This window comes from Novosphingobium soli (assembly GCF_042432915.1).
Classification (GTDB): Bacteria; Pseudomonadota; Alphaproteobacteria; order Sphingomonadales; family Sphingomonadaceae; genus Novosphingobium; species Novosphingobium soli.
The window spans coordinates 33,208-56,181 of the sequence record NZ_JBHLWK010000006.1 but is presented as its reverse complement, the minus strand read 5'-3'; the positions used below and the strand labels follow the sequence as shown (position 1 = coordinate 56,181).

Genomic DNA, 22,974 nt, shown 5'->3' with positions numbered 1-22,974 from the left:
TGGCGCGCGGGCCCCGATCTGGCATCGCGGCTCGATGCCTTACGATCCGCCTCCCGAACTCGCCGGACTGTCGCTGACCCAGGTCGCCGAGCTGGTCGCCGCGCGCCGGCTGCCCCCGGTCGACCAGTGGGCTCCTCCCGTCACCGGCGACAGCGAGATGCGCATCGCCGCCGATGGCCGCTGGTTCCACCAGGGCGGGGAGATCAGGCGGCCGGCGATGGTCCGCGCCTTCGCCTCGCTGCTGGTGCGCGACGCCGAGGGGCACTGGCTGGTCACGCCGACGCAGAAGCTGTCGATCGCGGTGGACGATGCGGCGTTCGTGGCCATCGACGTCAAGCAGGACGGCGATGCGCTGGCCTTCCGCCTCAACACCGACGACTTCGTGATCGCGGGCACCGACCACCCGATCGTGGCGGAGGGCGATCCCGAGACCCCGGCTCTGTACCTCGGCGTGCGCCACGGAACGCGCGCCCGGCTCAATCGCAGCACTTACGCGCAGCTGGTGGAGATCGCGCTCGAGCAGGGTGGCGGGGATGCGCCGGCAGACGCACTGGCGGACGAACTGGCGGTGGCCAGCAACGGCGTGCGCTTCGCGTTGAGGCCGGCGTGAGCACGCTGTTCGACGATGTCGCCCGCCGCTTCGCGGCGGGGCACGCCGCTGCGCCGCCGCGGCTCTGGACCGATCCCCGCATCCACGAGATCGAGCGCTTCACGCCCGCCGCCGTGCTCATCGCGCTGACCGAGCGCGAGCGGCCCGGCATGCTGCTGCTGCATCGCCCCTCCACCATGCGCGCCCACCCCGGGCAGATCGCCTTCCCCGGCGGTCGCCTCGACCCCGGCGAGGACGCCGTCGAGGCCGCGCTGCGCGAGGCGTGGGAAGAGCTCGGCATCCGCCCGGCCGACGTGCGCGTGATCGGCACCAGCGACCTCTATCGCACCGGCAGCGGCTACGAGATCACGCCGGTGATCGGCGTGGTCCCGCCCGATATCGAGATCCATCCCAACCCTGCCGAGGTCGCGCAGTGGTTCGAGGTGCCGGTGGACTTCGTGCTCGACCCGGCGAACCAGGTCACCCGCAGCGTCGAGTTCGAAGGACGGCGGCACAGCTTCGTCGAGATCGCCTGGAACGACGGGCGGCAGGACCATGTCATCTGGGGCGTCACCGGCGCCATTCTCCACAACCTGTCGGGGCGGTTGGCCTGGCATGAGGCCTGATTTCTCCCTCCTGGTGCAGGGCCTCGCCGACGGGTTCCTGCGGGTCGCGGACGCAGCGACGGCGGCGCGATGGCACGCTGATGGGGCCTTATGCCGACGCTAACGGCACCTTGGATTCAGCGCGGCGACCTGGCCCGGCTCGTCGCCGCGCTCGGCCCGGGCAACGCCCGCTACGTCGGCGGCGCGGTGCGCGACACGCTGCTGGGGCTCCCCGTCAAGGACATCGACATGGCCACGCTGCTCCGCCCCGAAGCGGTGGTGGAGCGCCTGAAAGCCGCGGAAATCCGCAGCGTTCCGACGGGAATAGAGCACGGCACGGTCACCGCCGTGCTGCCCGGCGGCCCGGTCGAGATCACCACGTTGCGCCACGATGTCGCCACCGACGGGCGCCGCGCCACCGTCGCCTTCGCCACCGACTGGCGCGAAGACGCCGCAAGGCGCGACTTCACCATCAACGCCCTCTACGCCGACCCCACCGACGGCACCCTCCACGACTGGTTCGGCGGTCTTGCCGACCTGGACGCCCGCCGCGTCCGTTTCATCGGCGACGCCCGTCAGCGCATCCGGGAGGATCATCTTAGAATCCTTCGCTATTTCCGCTTCCAGGCGCGCTTCGGCTCTACCCCCGCCGATGCCGAGGCGGAAGCGGCCTGCGCCGAACTGGCGGCCACGCTCAAGGGCCTCTCGCGCGAGCGGGTGGGCATGGAGATGATGAATCTCCTCGGTCTGCCGGATCCCGCCCCCACCGTCGCCCGCATGGTCGAGCTCGGCGTCCTGCCCGTGATCCTGCCGGAAGCCGCCCCGGACGCCCTCGCCGCGCTCGTCGCTGCGGAACGAGCGCAGGGGGTCGCACCCGACCCGATCCGCCGTCTCGCGGCGTTGCTCCCGCCCCAACCGCCGCTGGCCGAGCAGGTGGCCTCGCGCTTTCGTCTCTCCGCTGCCCAGAAGAAGCGTCTGGCCATGGCGGCGGCGCGCGGCAGCGAACAGGGCGAGCCCCGCGCCCTGGCCTATCGCCTTGGCCGGGAGGGTGCGCTCGATCGCTTGCTGATCGCGGGTCACGACGTCTCGTCCCTGTCGGACTGGCAGATCCCGCCGCTTCCGCTCAAGGGCGGCGACGTGGTGGCGCGGGGCGTCGGCGCCGGCCCGGAGGTCGCGCGTATCCTGCGCCGGGTCGAGGACGTCTGGATCGCCGAGGGCTTCCCCGAAGCCGAAAGAGTGGTCGAACTGCTCGGGCAGGTCCTGGCGGAGCGCTCCGAATGAGCCTGGGCGAACTCGGAGTCCTGCTGTCCGAGCAGCCGCTGCTGGCGCTCACCATTGTCGCGATCCTGCTGGGTGCCGCGTCCCCGATGCTGGCGATGTCCCGGCCACGCCTCGGCGCCGGGATGCGCAACGCCGCCTATCTCGGGCTGACCGCGGCGCTGCTGCTGACGGTGGCGCAGCTGGCCGGGCACAACGGCCGCTCCGAAGCGGCGCTGTGGCTCGACCGGACCCGCCCGGCCGAGATCGTCGGCAGCGAGACCGTCATCACCATGCGCGCGGACGGCCACTTCTGGGTCGAAGCCCAGCTCAACGGCGAAGCCGTCGAGTTCCTGGTCGACACCGGCGCGACCTACACCGGCATCTCCCAGCACACCGCGCAGCGCGCCGGCATTGCGCCCGATCCTGGTGACGCAGGCGTCATCCTCGACACCGCGAATGGCCCGATCGTGGCGCGGATGGCGACCGCCGGAACTCTGCGCCTGGGTGGGATAGAGGCCCACGAACTGCCGATCGCCATCGGTCCGGACAACGAGGTGGAGACCAACGTGATCGGCATGAACCTGCTGTCGCGACTGGGCGCCTGGCGGGTGGAAGGCAACCGGATGATCCTCACTCCGAAGGCGGCCTGACGGTCAGCCTTGCGAAAGCTGCGATGCGGTAGGATACGGCATCATGGAACTCTCCCAGATCCTCAGCTTCCTCGCCGGGCAACCGCTTCTCGCGCTCGCGCTCGCCGGCATCGGCGCGAGCTTCGCCGGCGGCATGCTGCGGCGGCCGCTGCCGCTGTTCGGCGGCTTCCTGCGTGGCGTCGGGAATCTGGGACTGCTGGCCGCCATGCTGCTGACGATCGCCCAGGTCACGCGGCTGACGACGGGCGCGGACTTCGCGCTGCCGCAGCTCGGCATGGAACGCCAGAGCGTGGAAGGCGGAGAGACCCGGGTGCCGATGCAATCCGACGGTCACTTCTGGATCAGCGCAACGATCAACGGCGTCAAGCGCGACTTCCTCGTGGACACCGGAGCGACCCTCACGGCGATCTCCCCCGACACGGCGCGCGAGGCGGGGCTGAAAGCCAACCCGCTCAATCGCACGGTCCTGATGCGGACGGCCAACGGCACGGTCGAGGCGCAACTCGCCACGATCGACGAACTGCGCATGGGCAACGTGGTGGCGCGCCAGATCGACGCGGTGGTGGCACCCGGGCTGGGGGACGCCAACGTCATCGGCATGAACCTACTGTCGCGACTGGCCAGCTGGCGCGTGGAGGGACGCACGCTGATCCTGGTGCCGCATCACCCGCAGCCGGTCGCGGAGACGTAAGGCCGCCTAGCTCTGGAACTTGTTGTCCCGCGGGAATCCCACCGGCGGCAGCCGCCCCGCGGCGCCGCGCGCGACCTTCCAGAGCGCCATGTCCTTCTCGGTGCGGGTGCGGCCGCTTTCGCCGCCCATCGTCCATGACAGCCCGTCCTCGAGCCGCAGCGTGACGACGTCCGACATGCCGCCGTCGCGGTAGCGCTGCAGCGTGACGCCCTGCCCCTTCGACATCACCGGCAGTTCCTCGAGATTGAAGATGACGAGCTTGCGGTTCTCTCCCACCACCGCGACGTGGTCGTGCTCGGCCGGAATCTCGCGGACCACGGTCAAAGCTACGCCCGGCCTGGTGGACATCACCGCCCGGCCCTTGCGCGTCTCGGCCAGCAGCTCGTCGGCTTCGGCCGCGAAGCCGCGCCCGATGTTGGACGCCAGCAGCAGCTGGGCCTTGGGCTTGTAGGGCATGGCCGCGACGATGTGCGCGTCGGCGTCGATGTCGAGCATGGTGCGGATCGGCTCGCCGAAGCCGCGCGCGCCGGGCAGCTTGTCCGCTCCCAGCGTGTAGAAGCGCCCGTTGTCGAGAGCGATCAGGACCTTGTCGGTGGTCTGCGCGTGGAAGGCGAAGGCGGGGCCGTCGCCTTCCTTGAACTTGAAGTCGCCGTCGAGCGCCACGTGCCCGCGCGCCGCGCGGATCCAGCCGCGCTGCGACAGGATCACCGTCACCGGCTCCTTCTCGATCATCGCGTCCATCGAGAACTCGACCGTCCTGGTCGCTTGCGCGATGGTGGTGCGGCGGCGCCCCAGCGGCGTGTCCTCGGCGTAGTCCTTGCGCAGCGCGGTGAGATCGCGCTTGAGGCGGGTGCGCTGGCGGGCCGGGCTCTCCAGCAGCTTGTTGAGGTCCTCCTGCTCCTTGAGCAGGTCGTCGCGCTCCTGCCGGAGCTCCATCTCCTCGAGCTTGCGCAGGCTGCGCAGGCGCATGTTGAGGATCGCCTCGGCCTGCCGGTCGGTGAGGTTGAACTCGGCCATCATCACCGGCTTGGGCTCGTCCTCGGTACGGATGATCTCGATGATCCGGTCGAGGTTGAGATAAGCGATGATGTAGCCTTCGACGAGCTCGAGCCGCGAGGCGATCTTCTCCAGCCGGTGTCGGGTGCGGCGCAGGAGGATGTCGATCTGGCTGAAGACCCACTCCGACAGCAGCAGCTTGAGCCCGAGCACGCCGGGAGTGCGGTGCGAGTCCAGGACGTTGAGATTGAGACTGAACCGGCTTTCGAGATCGGTCAGCCGGTAGAGGCTCTCCTTCAGCAGCTCGGGATCGACGTTGCGGCTCTTGGGCGCCAGCACGAGGCGGATCTCCTCGTCGCTTTCGTCGCGCACGTCCTCCAGGATCGGCAGCTTGCGGTCGGCGATCAGCGCCGCGATCTGCTCGATTAGCTTGCCCTTGGGCAGCATGTAGGGGATCTCGGTCACCACCAGCTGCCACTGGCCCGAACCCAGCTTCTCGACGCCGGTCTCCTCCCAGGCGCCGTCCGGGAGCCGGCCGGTGGAGAAGCGACCGCGCACACGGAACGCGCCCTTGCCCGTCTCGTAGGCATGGCTGATCGCCTCCGGGCTGTCGACGACGAGGCCGCCGGTGGCGAAGTCGGGGCCGTGGAAGACCTCCATCAGCTGCGCGTGCTCGGCGTGCGGATTGTCGATCAGCATCATCGTCGCGTCGATGATCTCGGCCACGTTGTGGCTGGGGATCGAGGTCGCCATGCCCACGGCGATCCCGGTGGCGCCGTTCGCCAGCAGGTTGGGGAACAGGCCGGGGAAGATCTCCGGCTCGCTCTCCTCGCCATTGTAGGTGGGAACGAACTCGACCGTCCCTTCGTCGAGGCCGGCCATGAGCTGGATCGCCGTCCGGGTCAGCCGCGCCTCGGTGTAGCGGTAGGCCGCGGCATTGTCGCCGTCGATGTTGCCGAAGTTGCCCTGCCCCTGCACCAGCGGATAGCGCAACGAGAAGTCCTGGGCGAGGCGTACCATCGCATCGTAGACGGAGGCGTCGCCGTGCGGATGGTACTTGCCGATCACGTCGCCGACGACGCGGGCGGACTTCTTGTAGGCGCTCGCAGGATCGAGCTTGAGCTGCCGCATGGCCCAGAGAAGGCGGCGATGGACCGGCTTCAAGCCATCCCGCAGGTCCGGCAGCGAGCGCGCGGTGATGGTGGACAGCGCATAGACCAGATAGCGCTCGGACAGCGCCGCATCGAAGGGTGCGTCGACGATGGCGTCGAACGGATCGGATTCGTCGTCGGTCGTGGTCACCATGGCGGAACGCACTAGCAACACGACGGCCGGAGAGGAACCGGCGGAACCGATCTTTTCCGCCATTCATTCCCTTGGCAAACCCCAACAGCAGGAGAATTTCGCAATGGGTCGCGTACTCATCATGGCGACGGACGGCTTCGAGCAGGTGGAACTCACCGGGCCCCGCGACGCGCTGAACGCCGCAGGGCTCGAGACCGTGATCGCCAGCCCGAACAGCGGCGAGATCAAGGGCTGGGACAAGACGGACTGGGGCGATAAAGTCCAAGTTGATCTGACGCTCGACCAGGTCGACGCCGAGGACTTCGACGCCATCGTGCTGCCCGGCGGCCAGATCAACCCGGACAAGCTGCGCATGGAGGGGGCGGCGGTGGCGCTCGTCAAGAGCTTCGCAGGCGCGGGCAAGCCCGTCGCGGCGATCTGCCACGGGCCCTGGCTGCTCGTCGAAGCGGACCTTGTGAAAGGCCGCAGGATCACCAGCTGGCCGTCGATCCGCACCGACCTGCGCAACGCCGGCGGCGATGTGGTGGACGAGGAAGTGGTCGTCGACGGCAACATCATCACCAGCCGCAAGCCGGACGACGTGCCCGCCTTCTCCCAGGCGGTGATCGCGGCGGTGAAGGAGGCGACCGCGGCCGCTGCCGCGGAGTGACTCGCCAGCCGGACCGGGCTCGTCCGGCCGCGGGCCTAACCGATTTGCATGTCGCGAACGACGCCGGGGATGCGCACCGCCAGCCCGTCGAGCGCCTCGGTCAGCTGGATCTGGCACGACAGGCGGCTGGTGCGCGTGACCCCGGCGGCGAGATCGAGCATGTCCTCCTCCTCCTCGGAGGCGGGGGGCAGCTTTCCGAACCAGTCCGGCGAGACGATCACGTGGCAGGTCGAGCACGCCATCTGCCCCTCGCAGGTACCTTCGAGAGGCATCCCCGCGTTCTGGGCCACTTCGAGCAGCCGCGAACCTGGCTCCGCACGTGCGGAAACCCGGGATCCGTCCACGGCAACGAACATCACGTCAACCAAGTCACACTCCCTGCGCCGCCGCAGCGGCTTCTATCGTGGCGCAGGCATCCTCAAGTTCCCTCGGATCAGTATATCGACCGAATCCCAGACGGATAGAGCTTTTGGCGTCCTTGTCGGAAAGGCCAAGTGCTCGCAGGACGTGACTGGGGCGTCCGGAGCCACTCGCGCAGGCCGATCCGGCGGAAAAGGCGACGCCGCGCACGTCCGACATCAGCCGGGCGACGTCGAGCCCCTCCAGCCGCAGGTTGAGGTTGCCGTGCCACCGGTCCGTCGCCGATCCGTTCAGTGTCCACCGCTCGAGCACGGCGCGGGCCCTGTCCCAAAGCCGTGCGACGTGCTCCGCATCCTTCTCGATCCGCTGCCTCGCCAGCGCAGCCGCGGCACCGAAGCCGGCGCACAGCATCGGGCTCAGCGTGCCAGAGCGCAGGCCCCGCTCCTGCCCGCCGCCGCGGATCAGCGGTTCGATGGCGATGCCCTCGCGCAGCCACAGCGCGCCGACCCCCTTGGGCCCGTAGAGCTTGTGCGCACTGATCGCGATGAAGTCGGCGGCGGCGGGCGGGGCGATCTTGCCGGCGCCCTGCACGGCATCGCACAGGAACAGCGCCCCACCAGCGCGGGCGCGATCGGCGAGGCGGTCCACTGGCTGAACGGTGCCGATCTCGTTGTTGACCTGCATGACCGCGACGAGCCCGATCCCTTCCGGGAACGCCACGTCGGCATCGACCAGGCCCTCGCGATCGACCGGCAGGATCGTCATGTTCGCGTCCACCGCCCCGGCGGTATCGAGCACCGCCGAATGTTCGATGGCGGAGACTGCGAGGCGCCGCGTGCCGCTGCCGAGGATCGCAAGGTTGATCGCTTCGGTGGCGCCGGACGTGAAGACCACCTGGCCGCCCGGCGGGAGCAGCGCCGCCACCTGCTCGCGCGCGAGTTCGACCGCGGCCGCGGCGGCGCGGCCGGGCCGGTGTGGGCTATGCGGGTTAGCGAAGCCGCCGGTCCCGGGCCCGCCGAGCCAGGGCAGCATGGCCTCGCGCGCCTCGGGCGCCAGCGGGGTGGTGGCCTGGTAGTCGAGGTAGATCATCGGTTCACCCTCTCCCAGGCCTCGGCAAAGGCGTCCAGTTCCTCCGGCCGCGTGTTCCACCCCATCGAGACCCGGACCGTTCGCTTGGCGATGTCGGGCGCTATGCCGAAGCCCTGCAACACCCGGCTGGGCTTGAGCGTACCCGAAGAACACGCGCTTCCGGTGGAAATCGCGAAACCCATCGCGTCCATGCGGATCAGCATCGCCGTCGCCGAGATCGTCGGTGCCGCCACGGCGAGAATGTGCGTGCTCTGGTCTCCCGGACGCAGCACCTGTCCGCGGGTCGCCAGCCGCTCGGCGAAGGCGCGACGCTGCGGCCCGGTTGTCTTCCAGTTCTCGATCCCCCCCGCCTCCAGCGCGGCCGCGAAGCCGAGGGCGCCGGGCAGGTTCTCCGTCCCCGCGCGATAACCCCGCTCCTGCCCGCCGCTCGGCTTCAGCAGGGCGAAGTCGCGCACCAGCAAGGCGCCGATGCCGATGGGACCGCCGAGCTTGTGGGCGGAGACGACGACCATGTCCGCTTCCGGGAGGGGCGACTTGCCGGCCGACTGCGAGCAGTCCGCCAGGAGAAGCCCATCGCTTTCCCGCACCACCCTGACGAGCGGATCTCCGGCACCCTTCAAAAGCTCCGTGCCCGTCTCCGAGTTGATCGACTGCACCGCCACGATCACGCGACCGGGGGGGCGGAGCGCCTGCGCAAGGCCGTCCGCATCCACGCGCCCTTGCGCCACGCCCAGCACGTCCGCATCCGGCGCGGCCCGGAACACCGCATCGTGCTCCACGGCGGAGACCAGCCGCCGCTCCACCTGCGCCCGCTGGAGGGCGATCGCGAGCGCCTCGCTCGCCCCGGAGGTGAAGATCACCTCGCCACGCCAGTCCAGCGCCGCACGCACGCGTTCGCGCGCGTCCTCCAGCGCGGCACGAGCGGCGCGGCCCGGTGCGTGGGGGCTGGACGGGTTCGCCCAGATCGCGGCGCCGCGCAGCCACGCCTCGCGCGCCTCGGGAAGCATCGGCGTGGTCGCCGCGTGGTCGAGATAGATGTCGGTTGCGCCCATTGCTTGTGAAGTTGTCTTTGGAACGAACATTTCTATATAGCGAACCTTCCCTTTTCCACTCCCGCGATGGCCGCCTGCACGCCGCCGCGTGGGAGTTTCAACAGGTCAGGCCGCAAACACACATGCCCGCAGTCATCTTCCCCGGTCCCGAGGGTCGCCTCGAAGGTCGTTTCCAACCCGCATCGCGCCCGCGCGCGCCCGTGGCGATGATCCTCCACCCGCATCCGCAGGCGGGCGGCACGATGAACGATCGCATCACGCAGCACCTCTACAAGACCTTCGTCAACCGGGGCTTCGCGACGCTGCGTTTCAACTTCCGCGGCGTGGGCCGCAGCCAGGGCAGCTTCGACAACGGCATCGGCGAACTGTCGGATGCCGCGGCCGCGCTCGACTGGGTGCAGTCGATCCATCCCGAGGCCTCGACCACCTGGATCGCGGGCTATTCGTTCGGCGCGCTGATCGGCATGCAGCTGCTGATGCGACGCCCGGAGATCCGCGGCTTCATCTCGATCGCCCCGCCGGCCAACATGTACGACTTCTCGTTCCTGGCGCCCTGCCCGGCTTCGGGCATCATCATCCAGGGCACCGGCGACACGGTGGTGACGCCCAATGCCGTGCAGAAGCTCGTCGACAAGCTGCGCACGCAAAAGCACATCACCATCCACCACGACGAGATCCCGCGCGCCAACCACTTCTTCGAGCACGAGACCGACGAGCTGATGCGCTCGGTCGACAACTACCTCGACATGCGCCTCTCGCCCGATTGCCCGATCAAGTGATCCGCGGCGCGACCCCGGGGCCCAGCCTCGGGGTCGCGCTGACCGGCCGGTCGCTCACCGCGGTGCGGCCTGCTTGCGAGCCTCGCGCGTGAGCGAGGTGCCCTCGGGCGTCGGTAGCGTCCAGATCACGATGTTGGCGATCATCACCGCCGCAAGCACCAGCATGAGCACCGCCTGACGGCGGTAGCCGCCGCGGCGCAGCAGCGCGATCGCACCCAGAACCAGCGCGACGACGGTGAGCACGAGAAGCGAAAGCGCAAGGTCCATTGCGCGTTCCTAGCCGAGGATGTCCTGCTTTTGAAGCACGCGTGGCCACCGCGCCGGCTGGTTTGACACTGGGGTCGCGCGCCGTCATCGTCCCGGCATGACCCAGGACACCGACCGCCCCGCCCTGCCGTGTACCCGTCGCGCCGCCCTTCACCTGCTGGCTGCGGGCACGGCCACCGTCGCTCTCCCGCTGCGCGCGGCAAGCGGCCGGCCGGACGCGGCCGCGCTTCTCGACGGTATCGCCTGGAGCCTGCTCGAGCATGTGCCCGAGACCGCGACCACGCTGGGCGTCGACACCGGTGCGCATGCAGCCCTGCGCGCAAGGCTGGAAGACCGCTCGCAGGCCGGCCGCGACGCCTATGCTGCCACGCTGCGCCGCGGGCTGGCGGTGGTGGAGGCGTTCGACGCGGCCGGTCTCGACCATTCGACCCGCACCAGCCTGGCGGTGGTGCGCAGCGCCTTCGCCACCGCGCTGGAGGGCTTTGCCCTGCCTTACGGCGATGTCGCCGTGGGCGGCTGGCGCAACACCCCCTATGTCGTGATCCAGAACGTGGGCGCCTACCTCGACGCTCCGCGCTTCCTGGATGCCGATCACCCGGTGAAGACGCCCTCGGATGCCGATGCCTGGGTCGCCCGGGCCTCGCAGCTCGGCGCACAGCTCGACGGCGAGCTGGGCCGCATCCGGGCCGCCGCCGGCAACGGGCTGGTCCCGCCGGATTTCCTGCTGGATCGCGCGATCGGACAGCTCAAGAGCACGATCGCCGACGCGAGGGCCGAGGGCGGCAGCCTCGCCGCGTCCATCGCGGGTCGCACCCGGCAGATGCGCGGCAACTGGGCGAACGACACCCGCAGCATCGTGACGACCCAGGTCGTCCCCGCGCTCGAGCGGCAGTTGGCCGAGCTGGAACGCCAGCGCGGCCTCGCCGGCAGCGCGCCGGGCATGCGCGAGCGGCCGCATGGCGCCGAGTACTACGCCTGGGCGCTGCGCGCGAGCACCACCACGCAGGTCCCGGCGGAGGAGGTCCACCAGCGCGGCCTGCAGGAACTGGCCGAGCTGCACGCGCGGATGGACCCGATCCTGCGCAGCCTCGGCTACAGCAATGGCACCGTCGGTGCGCGCATGACGGCGCTGAGTGAGGACAAGCGGTTCATGTTCCCGGAAGGCGATCCGGGTCGTGCCGAGATCCTGGCCTTCATCGGCCAGCGGGTCGACTGGATCCGCCGGCAGATGCCGCGTGCCTTCCGCGAGCTGGTGCCGGGCAGCCTGGAAGTCCGCCGCCTGCCCCTCTCGGAGGAGCCCGGCGCGCCGACCGCGTACGGCGGTGCCGGGTCGAAGGACGGGTCGATCCCGGGCAAGATGTGGATCAACTTGCGCAGCATCGACCTGCACCGCAAGTATGACCTGCCCACGCTGGTCCACCACGAGGCGATCCCCGGGCACGTCTGGCAGGGCGAATATGCCAACCGCCTGCCGCTGATCCGTTCGATCCTGGCGTTCAACGCCTATTCCGAAGGCTGGGCGCTCTACGGCGAGCAGTTGGCCGACGAACTCGGCGCCTATGACGACGATCCGGTGGGCCGGCTCGGGTACCTGCAGTCGCTGGCGTTCCGTGCCTGCCGGATGGTGGTGGACACCGGGCTGCACGCCAAGGGCTGGAGCCGCGAGGAGGCCGTCCGCTTCTTCATGGAGAAGAACGGCAACAAGCGCGAGGAAGTGGTCAACGAGGTGGACCGCTACTGCTCCTGGCCCGGCCAGGCCTGCGGCTACAAGATGGGCCACTCGCAGATCGTGGCGCAGCGCGCACGCGCGCAGCAGGCGCTGGGCACCGCCTACGACCTGCGCGACTACGATCAGGCGGTGGTGGACGGCGGCAACGTCCCGCTGGACGTCCTGGCGCAGAACGTGGGCGATTACATCGCCCGCCGCAAGGCCTGAACCCACCACCGGCCGGACCGTGCGCTTTGGCGGGGGCGGGTCGCCGCAGCGCGCCGCCCCCGCCGCACGGGGCTCAGGACTTCCCGAAGAGGTTCTTGCCCATGCCCTTGAGGTCGTCGAGGACGCTGCCGTCGCCGTCCTTGTCGAACAGGCGCGCCACCTTGTCCGGCTCTCCGGCAATGGCGCTGGCGTACTGCCCCAGCGAGCCCTCGCCGCCGATCTGCTCCATGACCTGTCGGACCGTGCCGACATCGATCCCGCTGCGCTCGGCCGCCAGCTGTGCGGTGTCGCCTTCCTGCTGGTGTGCAATGCCGAGGGCGGCGATCACCTTCTCCGCCACCTCGGGCTCGAGCCCGAGCTTGGCCGCGAGGTTCTCCACGTCGGGATGATCGCTGACTTTGCCGAGAATGCCGTCGAAAAGTCTCATTGCCGTTCTCCTAGATAGGCCGGGACGAACATGCACCGAAAGCCTTGCGGGCGAAAGGCGGGGAAGTCGGTAGCCGCTGGCGGGTTTTGCCTGAGGCGCCTCGTGCCGCCGGGACGCAAAAGGCCCCGGAACCGAGGTCCCGGGGCCCTTTGGTCACCGCCTTGGCGACATGCTCTTACGCCGCGACCGGCGCTGCCTTGCGCACGCTCTCGTCGACGTGGGCTTCGAACTGCTCGAAGTTGTCGATGAACTGCTTGACCAGGGTCTGCGCGGTCTTGTCGTAAGCCGCCGGGTCAGCCCAGGCGCCGCGCGGGTCCAGCAGCTTGCTGTCGACACCGGCCACCGCGACCGGAACCTCGAAGCCGAAGTTCGGGTCTTCCTTGAACTCGGCATCGTTGAGGCTGCCATCAAGCGCAGCATTGAGCAGCGCGCGGGTGGCCTTGATCGGCATGCGCTTGATGCCGTCCATCGTCGCCATGCCGCCCGACCAGCCGGTGTTCACCAGCCAGCACTTGACGCCGCCCTTGGCGATCCGCTCCTTGAGCAGGTTGCCGTAGACCGACGGATGGCGCGGCATGAACGGCGCACCGAAGCAGGTCGAGAACGTGGCTTCCGGCTCAGTCACGCCGATCTCGGTGCCGGCAACGCGCGCGGTATAGCCCGAGAGGAAGTGATACATCGCCTGATCGGGCGTGAGGCGCGCGATCGGGGGCAGCACGCCATAGGCGTCCGCAGTCAGGAAGATGATGTTCTGCGGCACCGGACCCAGGTTCTTCTCCGAGCAGTTCGGGATGAAGTCGATCGGGTAGGAACCGCGGCTGTTCTCGGCGAGCGAGTTGTCGTCGAGGTCGATCTGGCGGGTCTCGGGGTCGATCACGACGTTCTCGAGCACCGTGCCGAAGCGCTTGGTGGTGGCGTAGATCTCCGGCTCGGCCTCGGCCGACAGGCGGATCATCTTGGCGTAGCAGCCGCCTTCGAAGTTGAACACGGCGGTGTCGGACCAGCCATGCTCGTCGTCGCCGATCAGCGTGCGGCTGGCATCGGCCGACAGCGTGGTCTTGCCGGTGCCCGAAAGCCCGAAGAAGACCGCGGTGTCACCGTCCGGACCAATGTTGGCCGAGCAGTGCATCGGCATCACGCCCTTGGTGGGAAGCAGGTAGTTGAGGATGCCGAAGACCGACTTCTTCATCTCGCCCGCATAGGCGGTGCCGCCGATCAGGATCAGCTTCTCGGTGAAGTTGACCGCGATCACCGTCTCGCTCCGCGAACCGTGGCGCGCCGGATCGGCGCGGAAGCTCGGCAGGTCGATGATGGTGTACTCGGGCTCGAACCCGTCGAGCTCGGCCGCGGTCGGGCGTACCAGCAGCGTGCGGATGAACAGGTTGTGCCACGCATACTCGTTCACGACGCGCACGTTCACCCGGTGTTCGGGCTGCGAGCCGCCGAACAGGTCGGCGACGTAGAGCTTGTCCTTGCCCGAAAGCGCGGCGAGGAAGTCCTCCTTGAGCGCGGCGAAGTGCTCCGGGGTCATGGGCACGTTCGTCTTGCCCCACCACACCGTGTTCTCCGTCTCGGCATCCTTGACGATGAACTTGTCCTTCGCCGAACGCCCCGTGTGCTTGCCGGTGGCGACAACGAAGGGACCGTCCGCAGAAAGCACACCCTCCCCGTTCTTCACCGCCTCCTCGACCAGGGGGGCCGTGCCGAGGTTCGCGAAGATCTGGGCCTTCGTCTCTATGCCCTGTTTGTCGAGCGGATAGCTAAGGGAAGCGGTCAATGTCATCTCCTCCAAAAGATGGCGCCCTGCGGGTATCCCCGCGAACGCATTCGCGATTCCTGCGCAAGAATCGGACCGCGCATAAGCGGCGATCCCTTTTCGGTCAAATTGGCGACAAATGAAACCGTCAAGGCTCCGGAATGGCGGCGTTCGACCACGCTGCGGCAACGATTGCCACGTACCGCCGCAGCCGCTACTCAGGGCCGCTCCTTGCAGCATTGAGGCAGCTCAGGACGCGCATGGTCGATCCCACCAACGCCCCCGCACCCGCCGCCGACCTTCCGGCGCCGCCCGCTCCACGACAGCAGACGATCGCGCTCGTCGACGACGATCGCAACATCCTCACCACGCTCTCCATCGGCCTGCATGCGGAAGGCTTCGCCACGCGCGTCTACGCGGACGGGGAGACGGCGCTGAAGGCCCTGCTGGAGAACCCGCCCGACCTCGCCATCTTCGACATCAAGATGCCGCGGATGGACGGCCTCCACCTTCTCCAGGAGCTGCGCGCGCAGTCGCGGCTGCCGGTCATCTTCCTCACCTCCAAGGACGAGGAACCCGACGAGGCGCTCGGCCTGGCGATGGGGGCCGACGACTACATCGCCAAGCCGTTCAGCCAGCGCCTGCTGGTCGCCCGCATACGCGCGATCCTGCGGCGCAGCGAACTGGCGAGGTCACCCGCGGAGGCGGCTCCGGCGGCGGACCTGCCGGAGCCGGTCCAGCGAGGACGGTTGAAGCTCGATCCAGCGCGGCACCAGGTCACCTGGGGCGGTCGCTCGGTCTCGCTCACGGTGACCGAGTTCCTGATCCTGGAGGCACTGGCTCTGCGGCCCGGCGTGGTGAAGAGCCGCAACCAGCTCATGGACGCAGCCTACTCGGACGACGTCTACGTGGATGACCGGACGATCGACAGCCACATCAAGCGCCTGCGCCGCAAGTTCCGCGCGGTCGATCCGGAGTTCGCCGCGATCGACACGCTCTACGGTGCCGGATACTCGTTCTCCGATGGCTGACTCCGGAACGCAGGCAAGATCACGGCCGGAACGGCGCGCCACCACCACACGCCTGGCGCTCTCCTGGCGCGTCTCGCTGACCGCGCGCATTCTCGCGGTCAACGTCATCGCACTCGCGCTGATGGCCGGCAGCCTGTTCTACATCGACAGCTATCGCCGCGAACTGCTCGCCGAGCGCTATCGCCTGGCCAAGTCGGAAGCGGAGATCACCGCCGATGCGCTGGCGGACGAGGATCTGCCCGGCCGCCGCGGTCTGATCGCACGGATCGGCACCGAGCAGGACCTGCGCCTGCGCCTGTTCGCGCCCTCCGGCGCGCTGGTGGCGGACAGCTTCGCCCTCGCGCCGCCCTCCTATCAACTCGTCGATCCCCGCAGCGAACCGTGGCTGCAGGATGCCGCCAGGCTGCTCGACCGGGGGATGGACTTCCTCCTGGGCGCGCCGCCCATCCCCGACTACCGCGATCCCGCGCGGACCGACGCCGGCGCGTGGCAGGAGGTGAAAGCCGCGCTGGCGGAACGGCGGACCTGGATCAGCCACAAGGCCGCGCCCGACCGAACGCCCGTCATCATCGCCGCGACGCCGGTGGGGACCGACGGCTCCGCCCTGCTCGTCACCCGCAACGCGCGTGACATCACCGAGAACGTGCGCATGGCGCGACAGACCCTCGCCATCATCGTGGGCGGCGCGCTGGTGGTGTCGATCCTGCTCTCGCTGTTCCTCGCGCGCACCATCGTCGAGCCGCTGCGCAAGCTCGTGCGCGCCGCCGTCCGCGTTCGCCTGGGGCGCGATCGTAGCGTCGTCGTGCCTCGCCTGCCGGACCGGCGCGATGAGATCGGCCTGCTCGCCCGCGCCATCTCCGACATGAGCGGCGCCCTGCGCCAGCGCATCGACGCGGTCGAGAGCTTCGCCGCGGACGTGGCGCACGAGCTGAAGAACCCCCTCACCTCGCTGCGCAGCGCGCTGGAGACGCTCGACCGGGTGGAGCAGCCCGAGCTGCGCCAGCAACTCATGGGTATCGCCCAGAGTGACGTGCGGCGGATCGACTTCCTGGTCACGGAGATCGCCGACGCCAGCCGCATCGACGCGCAGCTCAGCCGCACCACTTTCGAACCGGTCGACATGCGGCGACTGGTCGAGGCGCTGGTCGGCGAGCGCGACCAGCGCGGCGTCAACGAAGGTCGCGCGGTCCACGTCCGTGGCGAGGGAGGGGAGGCTCCGGTCGCCGCGGGAGACGCGCCGCGGTTGGAGCGCGTGCTCCACAACCTGCTCGACAACGCCGTGTCCTTCTCGCCTCCCGGCGGCGAGATCGAGATCACCGTGTTGCAGGCCGGCAGACGCGTCATCATTGCCGTGGAGGACCACGGCCCGGGCATCCCCGAGGCCGCGCGCGAGCGGGTGTTCGAGCGCTTCCATTCGCTCCGTCCCTCGCGCGAGGAGTTCGGGACGCACAGCGGCCTGGGCCTGGCGATCGCACGCACCATCGTTGAAGCGCACTTCGGGCGCCTCGTCGCCACCGATCGTGAGGACGGCGCGGCGGGCGCGCGCCTCGTCATCTCGCTGCCCCGCTGGGAACCCGAGGCATGAGCGTCGGCGCGCCGATGGCCCGGCAGTCCACCTGTGTCGCGGTGGGAGGGCGCGGCGTGCTGATCGAAGGCGCGCCGGGCACCGGCAAGTCGACGCTGGCACTGGCGCTGATCGACCGCGGGGCGGTGCTCGTGGGCGACGATTCGCTTCTGCTCTCCAGCAAGGAGGGCACCCTCTTCGCAAGTCCGCACCCGCGGACGCTGGGCATCCTGGAGGTGCGCAACCTCGGGCTGCTGCCCTTCCCCTGCCTGGAGCGCGCGCCGGTAGCCCTGGTCCTGATGCTCGATCCTGCGGCGCCGCGCTTCGTGGAGGCGGCGGAGCGTGTGGAGATCGCGGGGGTCGCACTGCCCTTCCTTCGGCTCTGCCCGCACGGCGAGGCGCTGGCGCTGAAGGCCGAGCTCGCGCTGCGCCACTACGCGATCCCGGACTGACGCACTCGCGCTGCGGAGATCGGCGCATCGCCCCTTCCCTTTCGCAGCCGCCGCGCGCAGAGAGGGGCGATGGGGAACGATGTGGGATCGCATGGCACGCCGCCGAAGCGGCAAAGCCTGCTGCTCGTCACGGGCATGCTGGGCGCGGGCAAGACCACCGCCTTGCGGGTGCTCGAGGATCTCGGCTGGGAGATCGTCGACAACTTTCCGATCCGCATGCTCGAGGCGATGATCGATCCCGCGTCCGATCGCGATCCGACGCCGCTCGCCATCGGCTTCGACTCGCGGACCCGCGGCTTCGATCCCGAGCGCGTCATCGCACAGGTCAAGGATCTGGGCGGCCGCCCCGACCTGGAACTCACCACGTTGTTCCTCGACTGCTCCAGTGCGGAGCTCGAGCGGCGGTACAACGAGACGCGCCGGCGCCACGCGCTGGCGGTGGATGCGCCGGTGTCCACCGGGATCCGCGCCGAACGCGATCTTCTCGCCCCGCTGCGCCGCTGGGCCGACATCCTGATCGACACCACCGAATACACCTCGAACGACCTTCAGAAGGTGATTCGCGACCGATTCGCCTCCAGTGAGCCGGGCGAACTGACGCTGACGGTATCGAGCTTCGGGTTCTCGCGCGGGATGCCCCCTATCGCCGATCTCGTGTTCGACATGCGCTTCCTCGACAATCCGCACTGGGATCCTGCGCTGAGGCCGCAGACCGGCCACGACGCGGCGGTTGGCGAGCACATTCGCAAGGATCCTGCATGGGATGAAGCGTTTACGCGCATCCGCGACCTGATCCTGCTGCTCCTCCCGCGCTACCGCGCCCAGGGGAAGGCCTATGTCCACGTGGCCTTTGGTTGCACCGGAGGTCGCCACCGTTCGGTATTCACCGCGGAGCAGATCGGTGCAGCCTTGCGTCAAGCGGGATTTTCGCCCACATTGCTGCACCGCAACTTGGGCTCGCGGGCAGCGGACCTCCTGGAGGGAGAACCGCGGCGTGAGAAATAGAGACAAGGCCCGGGTGCGTTTGCAGGACTTTCGGAGCGCTCTCCCGGCATGATCGGCATGATTCTGGTTACTCACGGCGACCTCGCCGACGAGTTTGTCCACGCCATGGAGCACGTCGTCGGCGACCAGCCGGACGTGGCGACGGTGTGCATCGGCCCCAATGACGACATGGAGCGCCGCCGCTCCGAGATCGCGGAGGCCATCGCCAAGGTGGATAGCGGCGAAGGCGTGATTGTGCTGACCGACCTGTTCGGCGGCACCCCTTCGAATCTCGCGATCTCGCTGATGCAGGCCGGCAAGGTCGAAGTGATCGCGGGCATCAACCTGCCGATGCTGATCCGCCTCGCCAAGGCGCGCGGCTGCATGCCGGTGCGCGACGCGGTTTCTGCTGCGCGCGACGCCGGACGCAACTATATCACGATCGCAAGCGAATACCTGGGACAGGATGCATGATCGACTGCCGTGAGTCGGTGCTCATCGTCAACAAGCGAGGACTCCACGCGCGCGCCAGCGCGAAGTTCGTCGGCCATGTCGCCGAGCTGCCGCCCGGCGTCACGGTGACCGTTTCGAAGGACGGGATTTCTGCGGCAGGCGGGTCGATTCTGGGCCTCATGATGCTCGGCGCGGCCAAGGGCGATTCCATCGAGATCACCTGCTCGGGCGAGCGGGCCGAAGCAGCCTTGGCGATCCTGTCCGAACTGGTGCGCGGCGGCTTCGGCGAAGAGTGACCGATCTTCCATCGCCGGGTGCCCCCGGGCGCCGCACCATCACCGGCTTTTCCAACCCGCTGGTCAAGTTCCTGCGCTCGTTGCGGGACAAGAAGCACCGCAAGCGCGAGAAGCGCTTCCTGGCGGAAGGCCTGCGCTTGCTCACCGATGCGCGCGAGAGCGGGATGCTGCCCGAGATGCTGGTCATGGCGATCGGACGCGATCCGCACCCGCTCCTCGACGAGCTGGAGGCCGCCGTGCTGTCCTCCGGCGGCGAGGTCGTCGAGATGGACGTCGAGATCCTCGCCAAGGTCACCGGCAAGGACAATCCGCAGGCGGTCGCCGGAGTCTTCGCCGAGTTCGACACCCGCCTCGCCCAACTCGACCGCAGTGCCGCGCCCATCTGGCTGGTGGCGCAGGCGCTGCGCGATCCCGGGAACCTGGGTACCATGCTGCGGACCGGCGATGCCGTCGGCGCCGGTGGCCTGATCCTCATCGACGACTGTGCCGACCCGTTCTCGGTCGAGGCGGTGCGCGCCAGCATGGGCGCCATCTTCACCCAGAAGCTGGCGATCGCGCGCTGGGACGAGTTCCAATCGTGGCTGCGCACGGGTCCGGGGCAACTCGTGGCGGCGTCCTTGCGCGATCCCACCGACTATCGCCAGGCGGCCTATGCCGCTCCCTGCTTCCTGATGGTGGGTAACGAATCGCAGGGGCTGCCGGCCGCCTACGAGGAGGCTTGCGACCTGCGGGTCACGATCCCGATGCTGGGCCGGGCAGACAGCTTGAACGCCGCTGTCGCCGGTGCCGTGCTGGCCTACGAGGCGCTGGCACACTTGCGCCCGAACTGAACCGCGGCCCGGGGCGGCGAGGAAGACCGCCGCCGCCATGCAGGCGGTGCCTACTCGGCGGCCTCTGCCGGAACGTCGGCTTGACTGTCGAGGCGGACGGTCGCCTCGGCGAAACGCGGCGCCGCCTCCACCAGGGGCACTTCGTCCGAGATCTCGCGCTTGCCGATCTTGATGTGCTTCTCGCTGAGACGTCGGGCTCGGCTCATCACGTTGCCTTCGTACGTACGCGCGAAGTCGTTGAAGCTGTTCACGGCGCGGCCCAGATGCACGCCGACCTTGCCGAGGTCGTCCTGCGTCTTGGCGAGGCTGTCGTAAAGGTCCGCGCCGAGCTTGCCGATCTCGCGTGCCTCGCGGGCCAGCCCCTCCTGCTGCCAGACCTGCGCGATGGTGCGCGCGATGGCGACCAGGTTGGTCGGGCTCGCGAGCAGGACCTTGCGGTCGAACGCGAAGTCCCACAGCCCGGAATCGTGGTCGAGCGCGGCAGCGATGAAGTGCTCGCCCGGCACGAACATGATGACGTAGTCCGGCGCATTCTCGAACTGGCTTTGGTAGCTCTTGGCGCCGAGCGCCTGGATGTGGTTGCGCATCGAAGCGGCATGCTGCCCCAGGAAGGCGAGCCGCACGGCTTCATCCTCCGCCTCGAACGCGTCCTGGTAGGCGTTCAGCGAAACCTTGGCGTCGATCACGAGCTGCTTGTTGCCGGGGATCCGCACGATAGCGTCGGGGCGCAGGCGGCCATCCTCGGTGGTGATCGAATGCTCGGTGACGAAGTCGGTGTGCTCGGTGAGGCCGCACTGTTCGAGAACGTTCTGGAGCTGCTGCTCGCCCCACCGGCCGCGCGCCTTGGGTGCGTTGCGCAGGCTGTTGCCGAGACGCATCGCCTCGGTGCGGACCTGCTCCTGCCCCACCCGCAGCGCCTCGATCTGACCGGTGAGCTGGCCGAAGGCGTCCACCCGCTTGGCCTCCAGCGCGGCGACCTGCTCCTCGTAGCTTTTCAGTCGCGCGCCGACCGGCGCCAGGATGGAGCTGATCCGCTCTGCACTGGCCTTCTCGCTCTGCTCGAAACGTTCACCGGCACGCTTGAGGAATGCGTCTTGCGCCCCGGCCAGAACTTTCGCCCCGGCATTCTCGAACTCCTTGCGCAGCGCGTCCTGCGCTTCGATCAGCAGGCGCTTCTGCTCGTCGAAATTGGCGGACTTCTCGCGTAGCGTGGACAGCTCTTCGGAAAGCGCGCGCTGTTCGCGCAGCAGCGCATCCACGCGCGAGGCATGCTCGGAGCGGTTCGCGTCGAGCGCCTGTGTCAGCTCGAGCCGGATGCGCTCCACCGCTGCGGTCCCATCGACGCGGAGCCGCTCCGCCGCCGCTTCGTGGTCGGAGCGGGCACGCTCCAGCGCCTGCTCCAGCGCGTCGGCCCGGGCCCCCCGCTCCCGCGCCGCTTCCAGCTCGGCAAAGGCGCGCAGATATCGCGCGTCGCCTTCGCGGAGCTCGCGCTCCCGCTTCTCGGCCTCACCGCGCCAGTGCGAGACCGGGCGCGCGCCGAAAAACCAGCCCGCTGCGAGGCCGGCGACGAGTGCGAGAATCATGGCGACGACGAGTTCCATGTCCGGATACTAACCGGAACATTTCAGGAACTCCAGCCCTGTTGGACAGTTTTCCACGCCACCGGGACCAGGCTGCTCTGCGCAGCTTCTCCCGCTGCGCGATCAGGCGGCTTTGCGCAGCTTCTCGAGCTTCTTGAGCGCCATCTGGCGCTTCAGCCGCGACAGATGGTCGATGAAGAGGATCCCTTCCAGGTGATCCATCTCGTGCTGCAGGCAGATCGCCATCAGCCCTTCCATGTCCTCTTCGTGGACCGTCCCGTCAAGGTCCTGCCAGCGCGCACGGATGCGCGAGGGCCGTTCCACATCCGCGAAGATTTCGGGCACCGAGAGGCAGCCTTCCTGGTAGACGATGTGCTCGTCGGACGGATCGAGGATCTCCGGATTGATGAAGACCCGGGGTTCCTTCTTCGTGGGCTGGTGCGTGTGGTGGTGATCGCCGTGCGAGTGGCACACTTCCGGCTCCGCATCCTCGTCCTCGGGCTGGAGGTCGATCACCAGCACGCGGAGCGGAACGCCGACCTGGATTGCCGCGAGGCCGATCCCGGGGGCATCGTACATCGTCTCGAACATGTCCTCGACAAGCGTCTTGAGCGTGTCGTCGAACGTTTCGACGGGGACCGAGACCTGCTTCAGGCGCGGGTCTGGAACTTCGATGATGTCACGGATAGCCATGGGCGGCAGATAATGGCGGCGAGCGATTCTCGCAAGGATGCGCGCTCGATCACCGTGATCGGGTCAGCCCACCGGGCGGCGGGCGCGGATCGCCTGCGCCAGGGTGCCCTCGTCGAGATAGTCCAGCTCGCCCCCCACCGGCAACCCGTGCGCCAGCTGCGTCACCCGCAGCGGGAAGCTCTCGAGCCGCTCGGCAAGGTAGTGCGCGGTGGTCTGGCCCTCCAGCGTCGCGTTCATCGCGAGCAGGACTTCGTCCACGCCCCCCTCCCCGATCCGGCGCAGGAGTCTGTCGATCGCCAGGTCCTCAGGCCGCACGCCGTCCAGCGCGGACAGCCGGCCGCCAAGGACATGGTAGCGCCCGGTGAACAGCCGCGCGCGATCGAGCGCCCAGAGATCGGCCACTTCCTCCACCACGCAGATCGAGCGGGCGTCGCGGCGCGGGTCGGCGCAGATGCCGCAAGGGTCGGTGGTGTCGACGTTGCCGCATGTCCGGCACTCGACCAGGGCCTGGCGGACGGCGTCGAGCGCTTCGACCAGCTGCACCAGCGCGGTCTCGCGCCGCTTGATGAGCCACAGCACGGCGCGGCGGGCGGAGCGGGGGCCCAGCCCCGGCAGGCGCGACAGGGCTGCGGCCAGCGTCTCGATCTCTTGCGATGCCATGGAACGGGAGATAGGGCCTG

General features: G+C 68.9%; 25 protein-coding genes. 15 read left to right on the top strand and 10 right to left on the bottom strand.

What is annotated here, in order from left to right; translation table 11 throughout:
• Positions 1-34: 34 nt before the first annotated feature.
• The 5 genes from ACFFJC_RS02110 (at position 35) to ACFFJC_RS02090 (ending at position 3,795) form a co-directional block, all read left to right on the top strand.
• A complete protein-coding gene (locus ACFFJC_RS02110) occupies positions 35-610 on the top strand; it encodes a DUF1285 domain-containing protein (RefSeq protein WP_379485928.1) in 576 nt (191 codons plus the stop codon).
• Complete coding sequence (locus ACFFJC_RS02105; RefSeq protein WP_379485927.1) at positions 607-1,215, top strand: CoA pyrophosphatase; 609 nt, start codon at positions 607-609, stop codon at positions 1,213-1,215. The genes ACFFJC_RS02110 and ACFFJC_RS02105 overlap by 4 nt, the downstream gene beginning before the upstream one ends.
• Positions 1,216-1,305: 90 nt before the next feature.
• Positions 1,306-2,475 carry a CCA tRNA nucleotidyltransferase gene (locus ACFFJC_RS02100; RefSeq protein ID WP_379485926.1) on the top strand — a complete coding sequence of 390 codons (1,170 nt, stop codon included), beginning with the start codon at positions 1,306-1,308 and terminating at the stop codon, positions 2,473-2,475.
• Complete coding sequence (locus ACFFJC_RS02095) at positions 2,472-3,104, top strand: retropepsin-like aspartic protease family protein (protein ID WP_379485925.1); 633 nt, start codon at positions 2,472-2,474, stop codon at positions 3,102-3,104. The genes ACFFJC_RS02100 and ACFFJC_RS02095 overlap by 4 nt, the downstream gene beginning before the upstream one ends.
• A gap of 43 nt (positions 3,105-3,147) precedes the next feature.
• Complete coding sequence (locus ACFFJC_RS02090) at positions 3,148-3,795, top strand: retropepsin-like aspartic protease family protein (protein ID WP_379485924.1); 648 nt, start codon at positions 3,148-3,150, stop codon at positions 3,793-3,795.
• A 6-nt stretch (positions 3,796-3,801) separates the two neighbouring features.
• Here the strand turns inward: ACFFJC_RS02090 and parC are convergent, their stop codons facing one another.
• Positions 3,802-6,096, bottom strand: coding sequence for a DNA topoisomerase IV subunit A (gene parC, locus ACFFJC_RS02085; protein WP_379485923.1), 2,295 nt, complete (start codon positions 6,094-6,096; stop codon positions 3,802-3,804).
• 103 nt (positions 6,097-6,199) lie between these two features.
• Here parC and ACFFJC_RS02080 point away from each other — a divergent pair, with 103 nt between their 5' ends.
• A complete protein-coding gene (locus ACFFJC_RS02080; protein WP_379485922.1) occupies positions 6,200-6,745 on the top strand; it encodes a type 1 glutamine amidotransferase domain-containing protein in 546 nt (181 codons plus the stop codon).
• A gap of 35 nt (positions 6,746-6,780) precedes the next feature.
• Here the strand turns inward: ACFFJC_RS02080 and ACFFJC_RS02075 are convergent, their stop codons facing one another.
• From ACFFJC_RS02075 to ACFFJC_RS02065, 3 genes are read right to left on the bottom strand one after another with little or no spacing between them, the layout of a single operon-like run.
• A complete protein-coding gene (locus tag ACFFJC_RS02075; RefSeq protein WP_379485921.1) occupies positions 6,781-7,113 on the bottom strand; it encodes a 2Fe-2S iron-sulfur cluster-binding protein in 333 nt (110 codons plus the stop codon).
• 1 nt (position 7,114) lies between these two features.
• Entirely contained in the window at positions 7,115-8,194 is a 1,080-nt protein-coding gene (locus ACFFJC_RS02070; RefSeq protein WP_379485920.1) for a cysteine desulfurase family protein, read from the bottom strand.
• Entirely contained in the window at positions 8,191-9,246 is a 1,056-nt protein-coding gene (locus ACFFJC_RS02065) for a cysteine desulfurase family protein (protein WP_379485919.1), read from the bottom strand. Before ACFFJC_RS02065 ends, ACFFJC_RS02070 begins: the two co-directional genes overlap by 4 nt.
• A gap of 122 nt (positions 9,247-9,368) precedes the next feature.
• On the opposite strand from ACFFJC_RS02065, the gene ACFFJC_RS02060 reads away from it, so the two are divergent.
• Positions 9,369-10,025, top strand: coding sequence for an alpha/beta hydrolase (locus ACFFJC_RS02060; protein WP_379485918.1), 657 nt, complete (start codon positions 9,369-9,371; stop codon positions 10,023-10,025).
• A gap of 54 nt (positions 10,026-10,079) precedes the next feature.
• On the opposite strand, the gene ACFFJC_RS02055 is transcribed toward ACFFJC_RS02060, so the two are convergent.
• Complete coding sequence (locus ACFFJC_RS02055) at positions 10,080-10,292, bottom strand: hypothetical protein (protein WP_379485917.1); 213 nt, start codon at positions 10,290-10,292, stop codon at positions 10,080-10,082.
• Between the two features lie 97 nt (positions 10,293-10,389).
• Between ACFFJC_RS02055 and ACFFJC_RS02050 the strand changes: the two genes are divergently transcribed.
• Complete coding sequence (locus ACFFJC_RS02050) at positions 10,390-12,228, top strand: DUF885 domain-containing protein (protein ID WP_379485916.1); 1,839 nt, start codon at positions 10,390-10,392, stop codon at positions 12,226-12,228.
• Positions 12,229-12,301: 73 nt separating this feature from the next.
• Here the strand turns inward: ACFFJC_RS02050 and ACFFJC_RS02045 are convergent, their stop codons facing one another.
• Entirely contained in the window at positions 12,302-12,655 is a 354-nt protein-coding gene (locus ACFFJC_RS02045) for a hypothetical protein (RefSeq protein WP_379485915.1), read from the bottom strand.
• 175 nt (positions 12,656-12,830) lie between these two features.
• Positions 12,831-14,438 (bottom strand): phosphoenolpyruvate carboxykinase, encoded by a 1,608-nt coding sequence (locus ACFFJC_RS02040; RefSeq protein WP_379485914.1) that lies wholly within the window; start codon positions 14,436-14,438, stop codon positions 12,831-12,833.
• Between the two features lie 233 nt (positions 14,439-14,671).
• Between ACFFJC_RS02040 and ACFFJC_RS02035 the strand changes: the two genes are divergently transcribed.
• The 7 genes from ACFFJC_RS02035 to ACFFJC_RS02005 all read left to right on the top strand — a co-directional run bounded on the left by ACFFJC_RS02035 (position 14,672) and on the right by ACFFJC_RS02005 (position 20,021).
• Positions 14,672-15,442, top strand: coding sequence for a response regulator transcription factor (locus tag ACFFJC_RS02035; protein WP_379485913.1), 771 nt, complete (start codon positions 14,672-14,674; stop codon positions 15,440-15,442).
• The gene (locus ACFFJC_RS02030; RefSeq protein WP_379485912.1) at positions 15,435-17,027 is read left to right on the top strand and encodes a sensor histidine kinase; all 1,593 of its coding nucleotides are present in this window, start codon (positions 15,435-15,437) and stop codon (positions 17,025-17,027) included. The genes ACFFJC_RS02035 and ACFFJC_RS02030 overlap by 8 nt, the downstream gene beginning before the upstream one ends.
• Entirely contained in the window at positions 17,024-17,458 is a 435-nt protein-coding gene (locus ACFFJC_RS02025; RefSeq protein WP_379485911.1) for an HPr kinase/phosphorylase, read from the top strand. The genes ACFFJC_RS02030 and ACFFJC_RS02025 overlap by 4 nt, the downstream gene beginning before the upstream one ends.
• 69 nt (positions 17,459-17,527) lie before the next feature.
• Positions 17,528-18,463 (top strand): RNase adapter RapZ, encoded by a 936-nt coding sequence (gene rapZ, locus ACFFJC_RS02020; RefSeq protein WP_379485910.1) that lies wholly within the window; start codon positions 17,528-17,530, stop codon positions 18,461-18,463.
• A 48-nt stretch (positions 18,464-18,511) separates the two neighbouring features.
• Positions 18,512-18,916: a PTS sugar transporter subunit IIA gene (locus tag ACFFJC_RS02015; protein ID WP_379485909.1), complete on the top strand. Its 405-nt coding sequence runs from the start codon at positions 18,512-18,514 to the stop codon at positions 18,914-18,916.
• On the top strand, positions 18,913-19,191 hold the full coding sequence (locus ACFFJC_RS02010; protein WP_379485908.1) for an HPr family phosphocarrier protein: 279 nt from the start codon (positions 18,913-18,915) through the stop codon (positions 19,189-19,191). The genes ACFFJC_RS02015 and ACFFJC_RS02010 overlap by 4 nt, the downstream gene beginning before the upstream one ends.
• Complete coding sequence (locus ACFFJC_RS02005) at positions 19,188-20,021, top strand: TrmH family RNA methyltransferase (RefSeq protein ID WP_379485907.1); 834 nt, start codon at positions 19,188-19,190, stop codon at positions 20,019-20,021. The genes ACFFJC_RS02010 and ACFFJC_RS02005 overlap by 4 nt, the downstream gene beginning before the upstream one ends.
• 50 nt (positions 20,022-20,071) lie before the next feature.
• On the opposite strand, the gene ACFFJC_RS02000 is transcribed toward ACFFJC_RS02005, so the two are convergent.
• The 3 genes from ACFFJC_RS02000 to recR all read right to left on the bottom strand — a co-directional run bounded on the left by ACFFJC_RS02000 (position 20,072) and on the right by recR (position 22,954).
• Positions 20,072-21,622 (bottom strand): DNA recombination protein RmuC, encoded by a 1,551-nt coding sequence (locus ACFFJC_RS02000; protein WP_379485906.1) that lies wholly within the window; start codon positions 21,620-21,622, stop codon positions 20,072-20,074.
• Between the two features lie 102 nt (positions 21,623-21,724).
• Entirely contained in the window at positions 21,725-22,294 is a 570-nt protein-coding gene (def, locus tag ACFFJC_RS01995) for a peptide deformylase (protein ID WP_379485905.1), read from the bottom strand.
• Between the two features lie 63 nt (positions 22,295-22,357).
• Positions 22,358-22,954 carry a recombination mediator RecR gene (recR, locus tag ACFFJC_RS01990; protein WP_379485904.1) on the bottom strand — a complete coding sequence of 199 codons (597 nt, stop codon included), beginning with the start codon at positions 22,952-22,954 and terminating at the stop codon, positions 22,358-22,360.
• Between the last annotated feature and the right edge of the window lie 20 nt (positions 22,955-22,974).

Excerpts from the sequence above, each read along its gene's own strand:
- ACFFJC_RS02050 (WP_379485916.1), top strand. The coding sequence starts at position 10,390 with ATGACCCAGGACACCGACCGCCCCGCCCTGCCGTGTACCCGTCGCGCC.
- ACFFJC_RS02025 (WP_379485911.1), top strand. The coding sequence starts at position 17,024 with ATGAGCGTCGGCGCGCCGATGGCCCGGCAGTCCACCTGTGTCGCGGTG.
- ACFFJC_RS02000 (WP_379485906.1), bottom strand. The coding sequence starts at position 21,622 with ATGGAACTCGTCGTCGCCATGATTCTCGCACTCGTCGCCGGCCTCGCA.
- ACFFJC_RS02015 (WP_379485909.1), top strand. The coding sequence starts at position 18,512 with ATGATCGGCATGATTCTGGTTACTCACGGCGACCTCGCCGACGAGTTT.
- ACFFJC_RS02110 (WP_379485928.1), top strand. The coding sequence starts at position 35 with ATGCCTTACGATCCGCCTCCCGAACTCGCCGGACTGTCGCTGACCCAG.
- ACFFJC_RS02080 (WP_379485922.1), top strand. The coding sequence starts at position 6,200 with ATGGGTCGCGTACTCATCATGGCGACGGACGGCTTCGAGCAGGTGGAA.
- ACFFJC_RS02055 (WP_379485917.1), bottom strand. The coding sequence starts at position 10,292 with ATGGACCTTGCGCTTTCGCTTCTCGTGCTCACCGTCGTCGCGCTGGTT.
- rapZ (WP_379485910.1), top strand. The coding sequence starts at position 17,528 with ATGGGGAACGATGTGGGATCGCATGGCACGCCGCCGAAGCGGCAAAGC.
- ACFFJC_RS02010 (WP_379485908.1), top strand. The coding sequence starts at position 18,913 with ATGATCGACTGCCGTGAGTCGGTGCTCATCGTCAACAAGCGAGGACTC.
- ACFFJC_RS02070 (WP_379485920.1), bottom strand. The coding sequence starts at position 8,194 with ATGATCTACCTCGACTACCAGGCCACCACCCCGCTGGCGCCCGAGGCG.
- parC (WP_379485923.1), bottom strand. The coding sequence starts at position 6,096 with ATGGTGACCACGACCGACGACGAATCCGATCCGTTCGACGCCATCGTC.
- ACFFJC_RS02095 (WP_379485925.1), top strand. The coding sequence starts at position 2,472 with ATGAGCCTGGGCGAACTCGGAGTCCTGCTGTCCGAGCAGCCGCTGCTG.
- ACFFJC_RS02045 (WP_379485915.1), bottom strand. The coding sequence starts at position 12,655 with ATGAGACTTTTCGACGGCATTCTCGGCAAAGTCAGCGATCATCCCGAC.
- ACFFJC_RS02040 (WP_379485914.1), bottom strand. The coding sequence starts at position 14,438 with ATGACATTGACCGCTTCCCTTAGCTATCCGCTCGACAAACAGGGCATA.
- ACFFJC_RS02100 (WP_379485926.1), top strand. The coding sequence starts at position 1,306 with ATGCCGACGCTAACGGCACCTTGGATTCAGCGCGGCGACCTGGCCCGG.
- ACFFJC_RS02030 (WP_379485912.1), top strand. The coding sequence starts at position 15,435 with ATGGCTGACTCCGGAACGCAGGCAAGATCACGGCCGGAACGGCGCGCC.
- ACFFJC_RS02090 (WP_379485924.1), top strand. The coding sequence starts at position 3,148 with ATGGAACTCTCCCAGATCCTCAGCTTCCTCGCCGGGCAACCGCTTCTC.
- ACFFJC_RS02060 (WP_379485918.1), top strand. The coding sequence starts at position 9,369 with ATGCCCGCAGTCATCTTCCCCGGTCCCGAGGGTCGCCTCGAAGGTCGT.
- recR (WP_379485904.1), bottom strand. The coding sequence starts at position 22,954 with ATGGCATCGCAAGAGATCGAGACGCTGGCCGCAGCCCTGTCGCGCCTG.
- def (WP_379485905.1), bottom strand. The coding sequence starts at position 22,294 with ATGGCTATCCGTGACATCATCGAAGTTCCAGACCCGCGCCTGAAGCAG.
- ACFFJC_RS02035 (WP_379485913.1), top strand. The coding sequence starts at position 14,672 with ATGGTCGATCCCACCAACGCCCCCGCACCCGCCGCCGACCTTCCGGCG.
- ACFFJC_RS02065 (WP_379485919.1), bottom strand. The coding sequence starts at position 9,246 with ATGGGCGCAACCGACATCTATCTCGACCACGCGGCGACCACGCCGATG.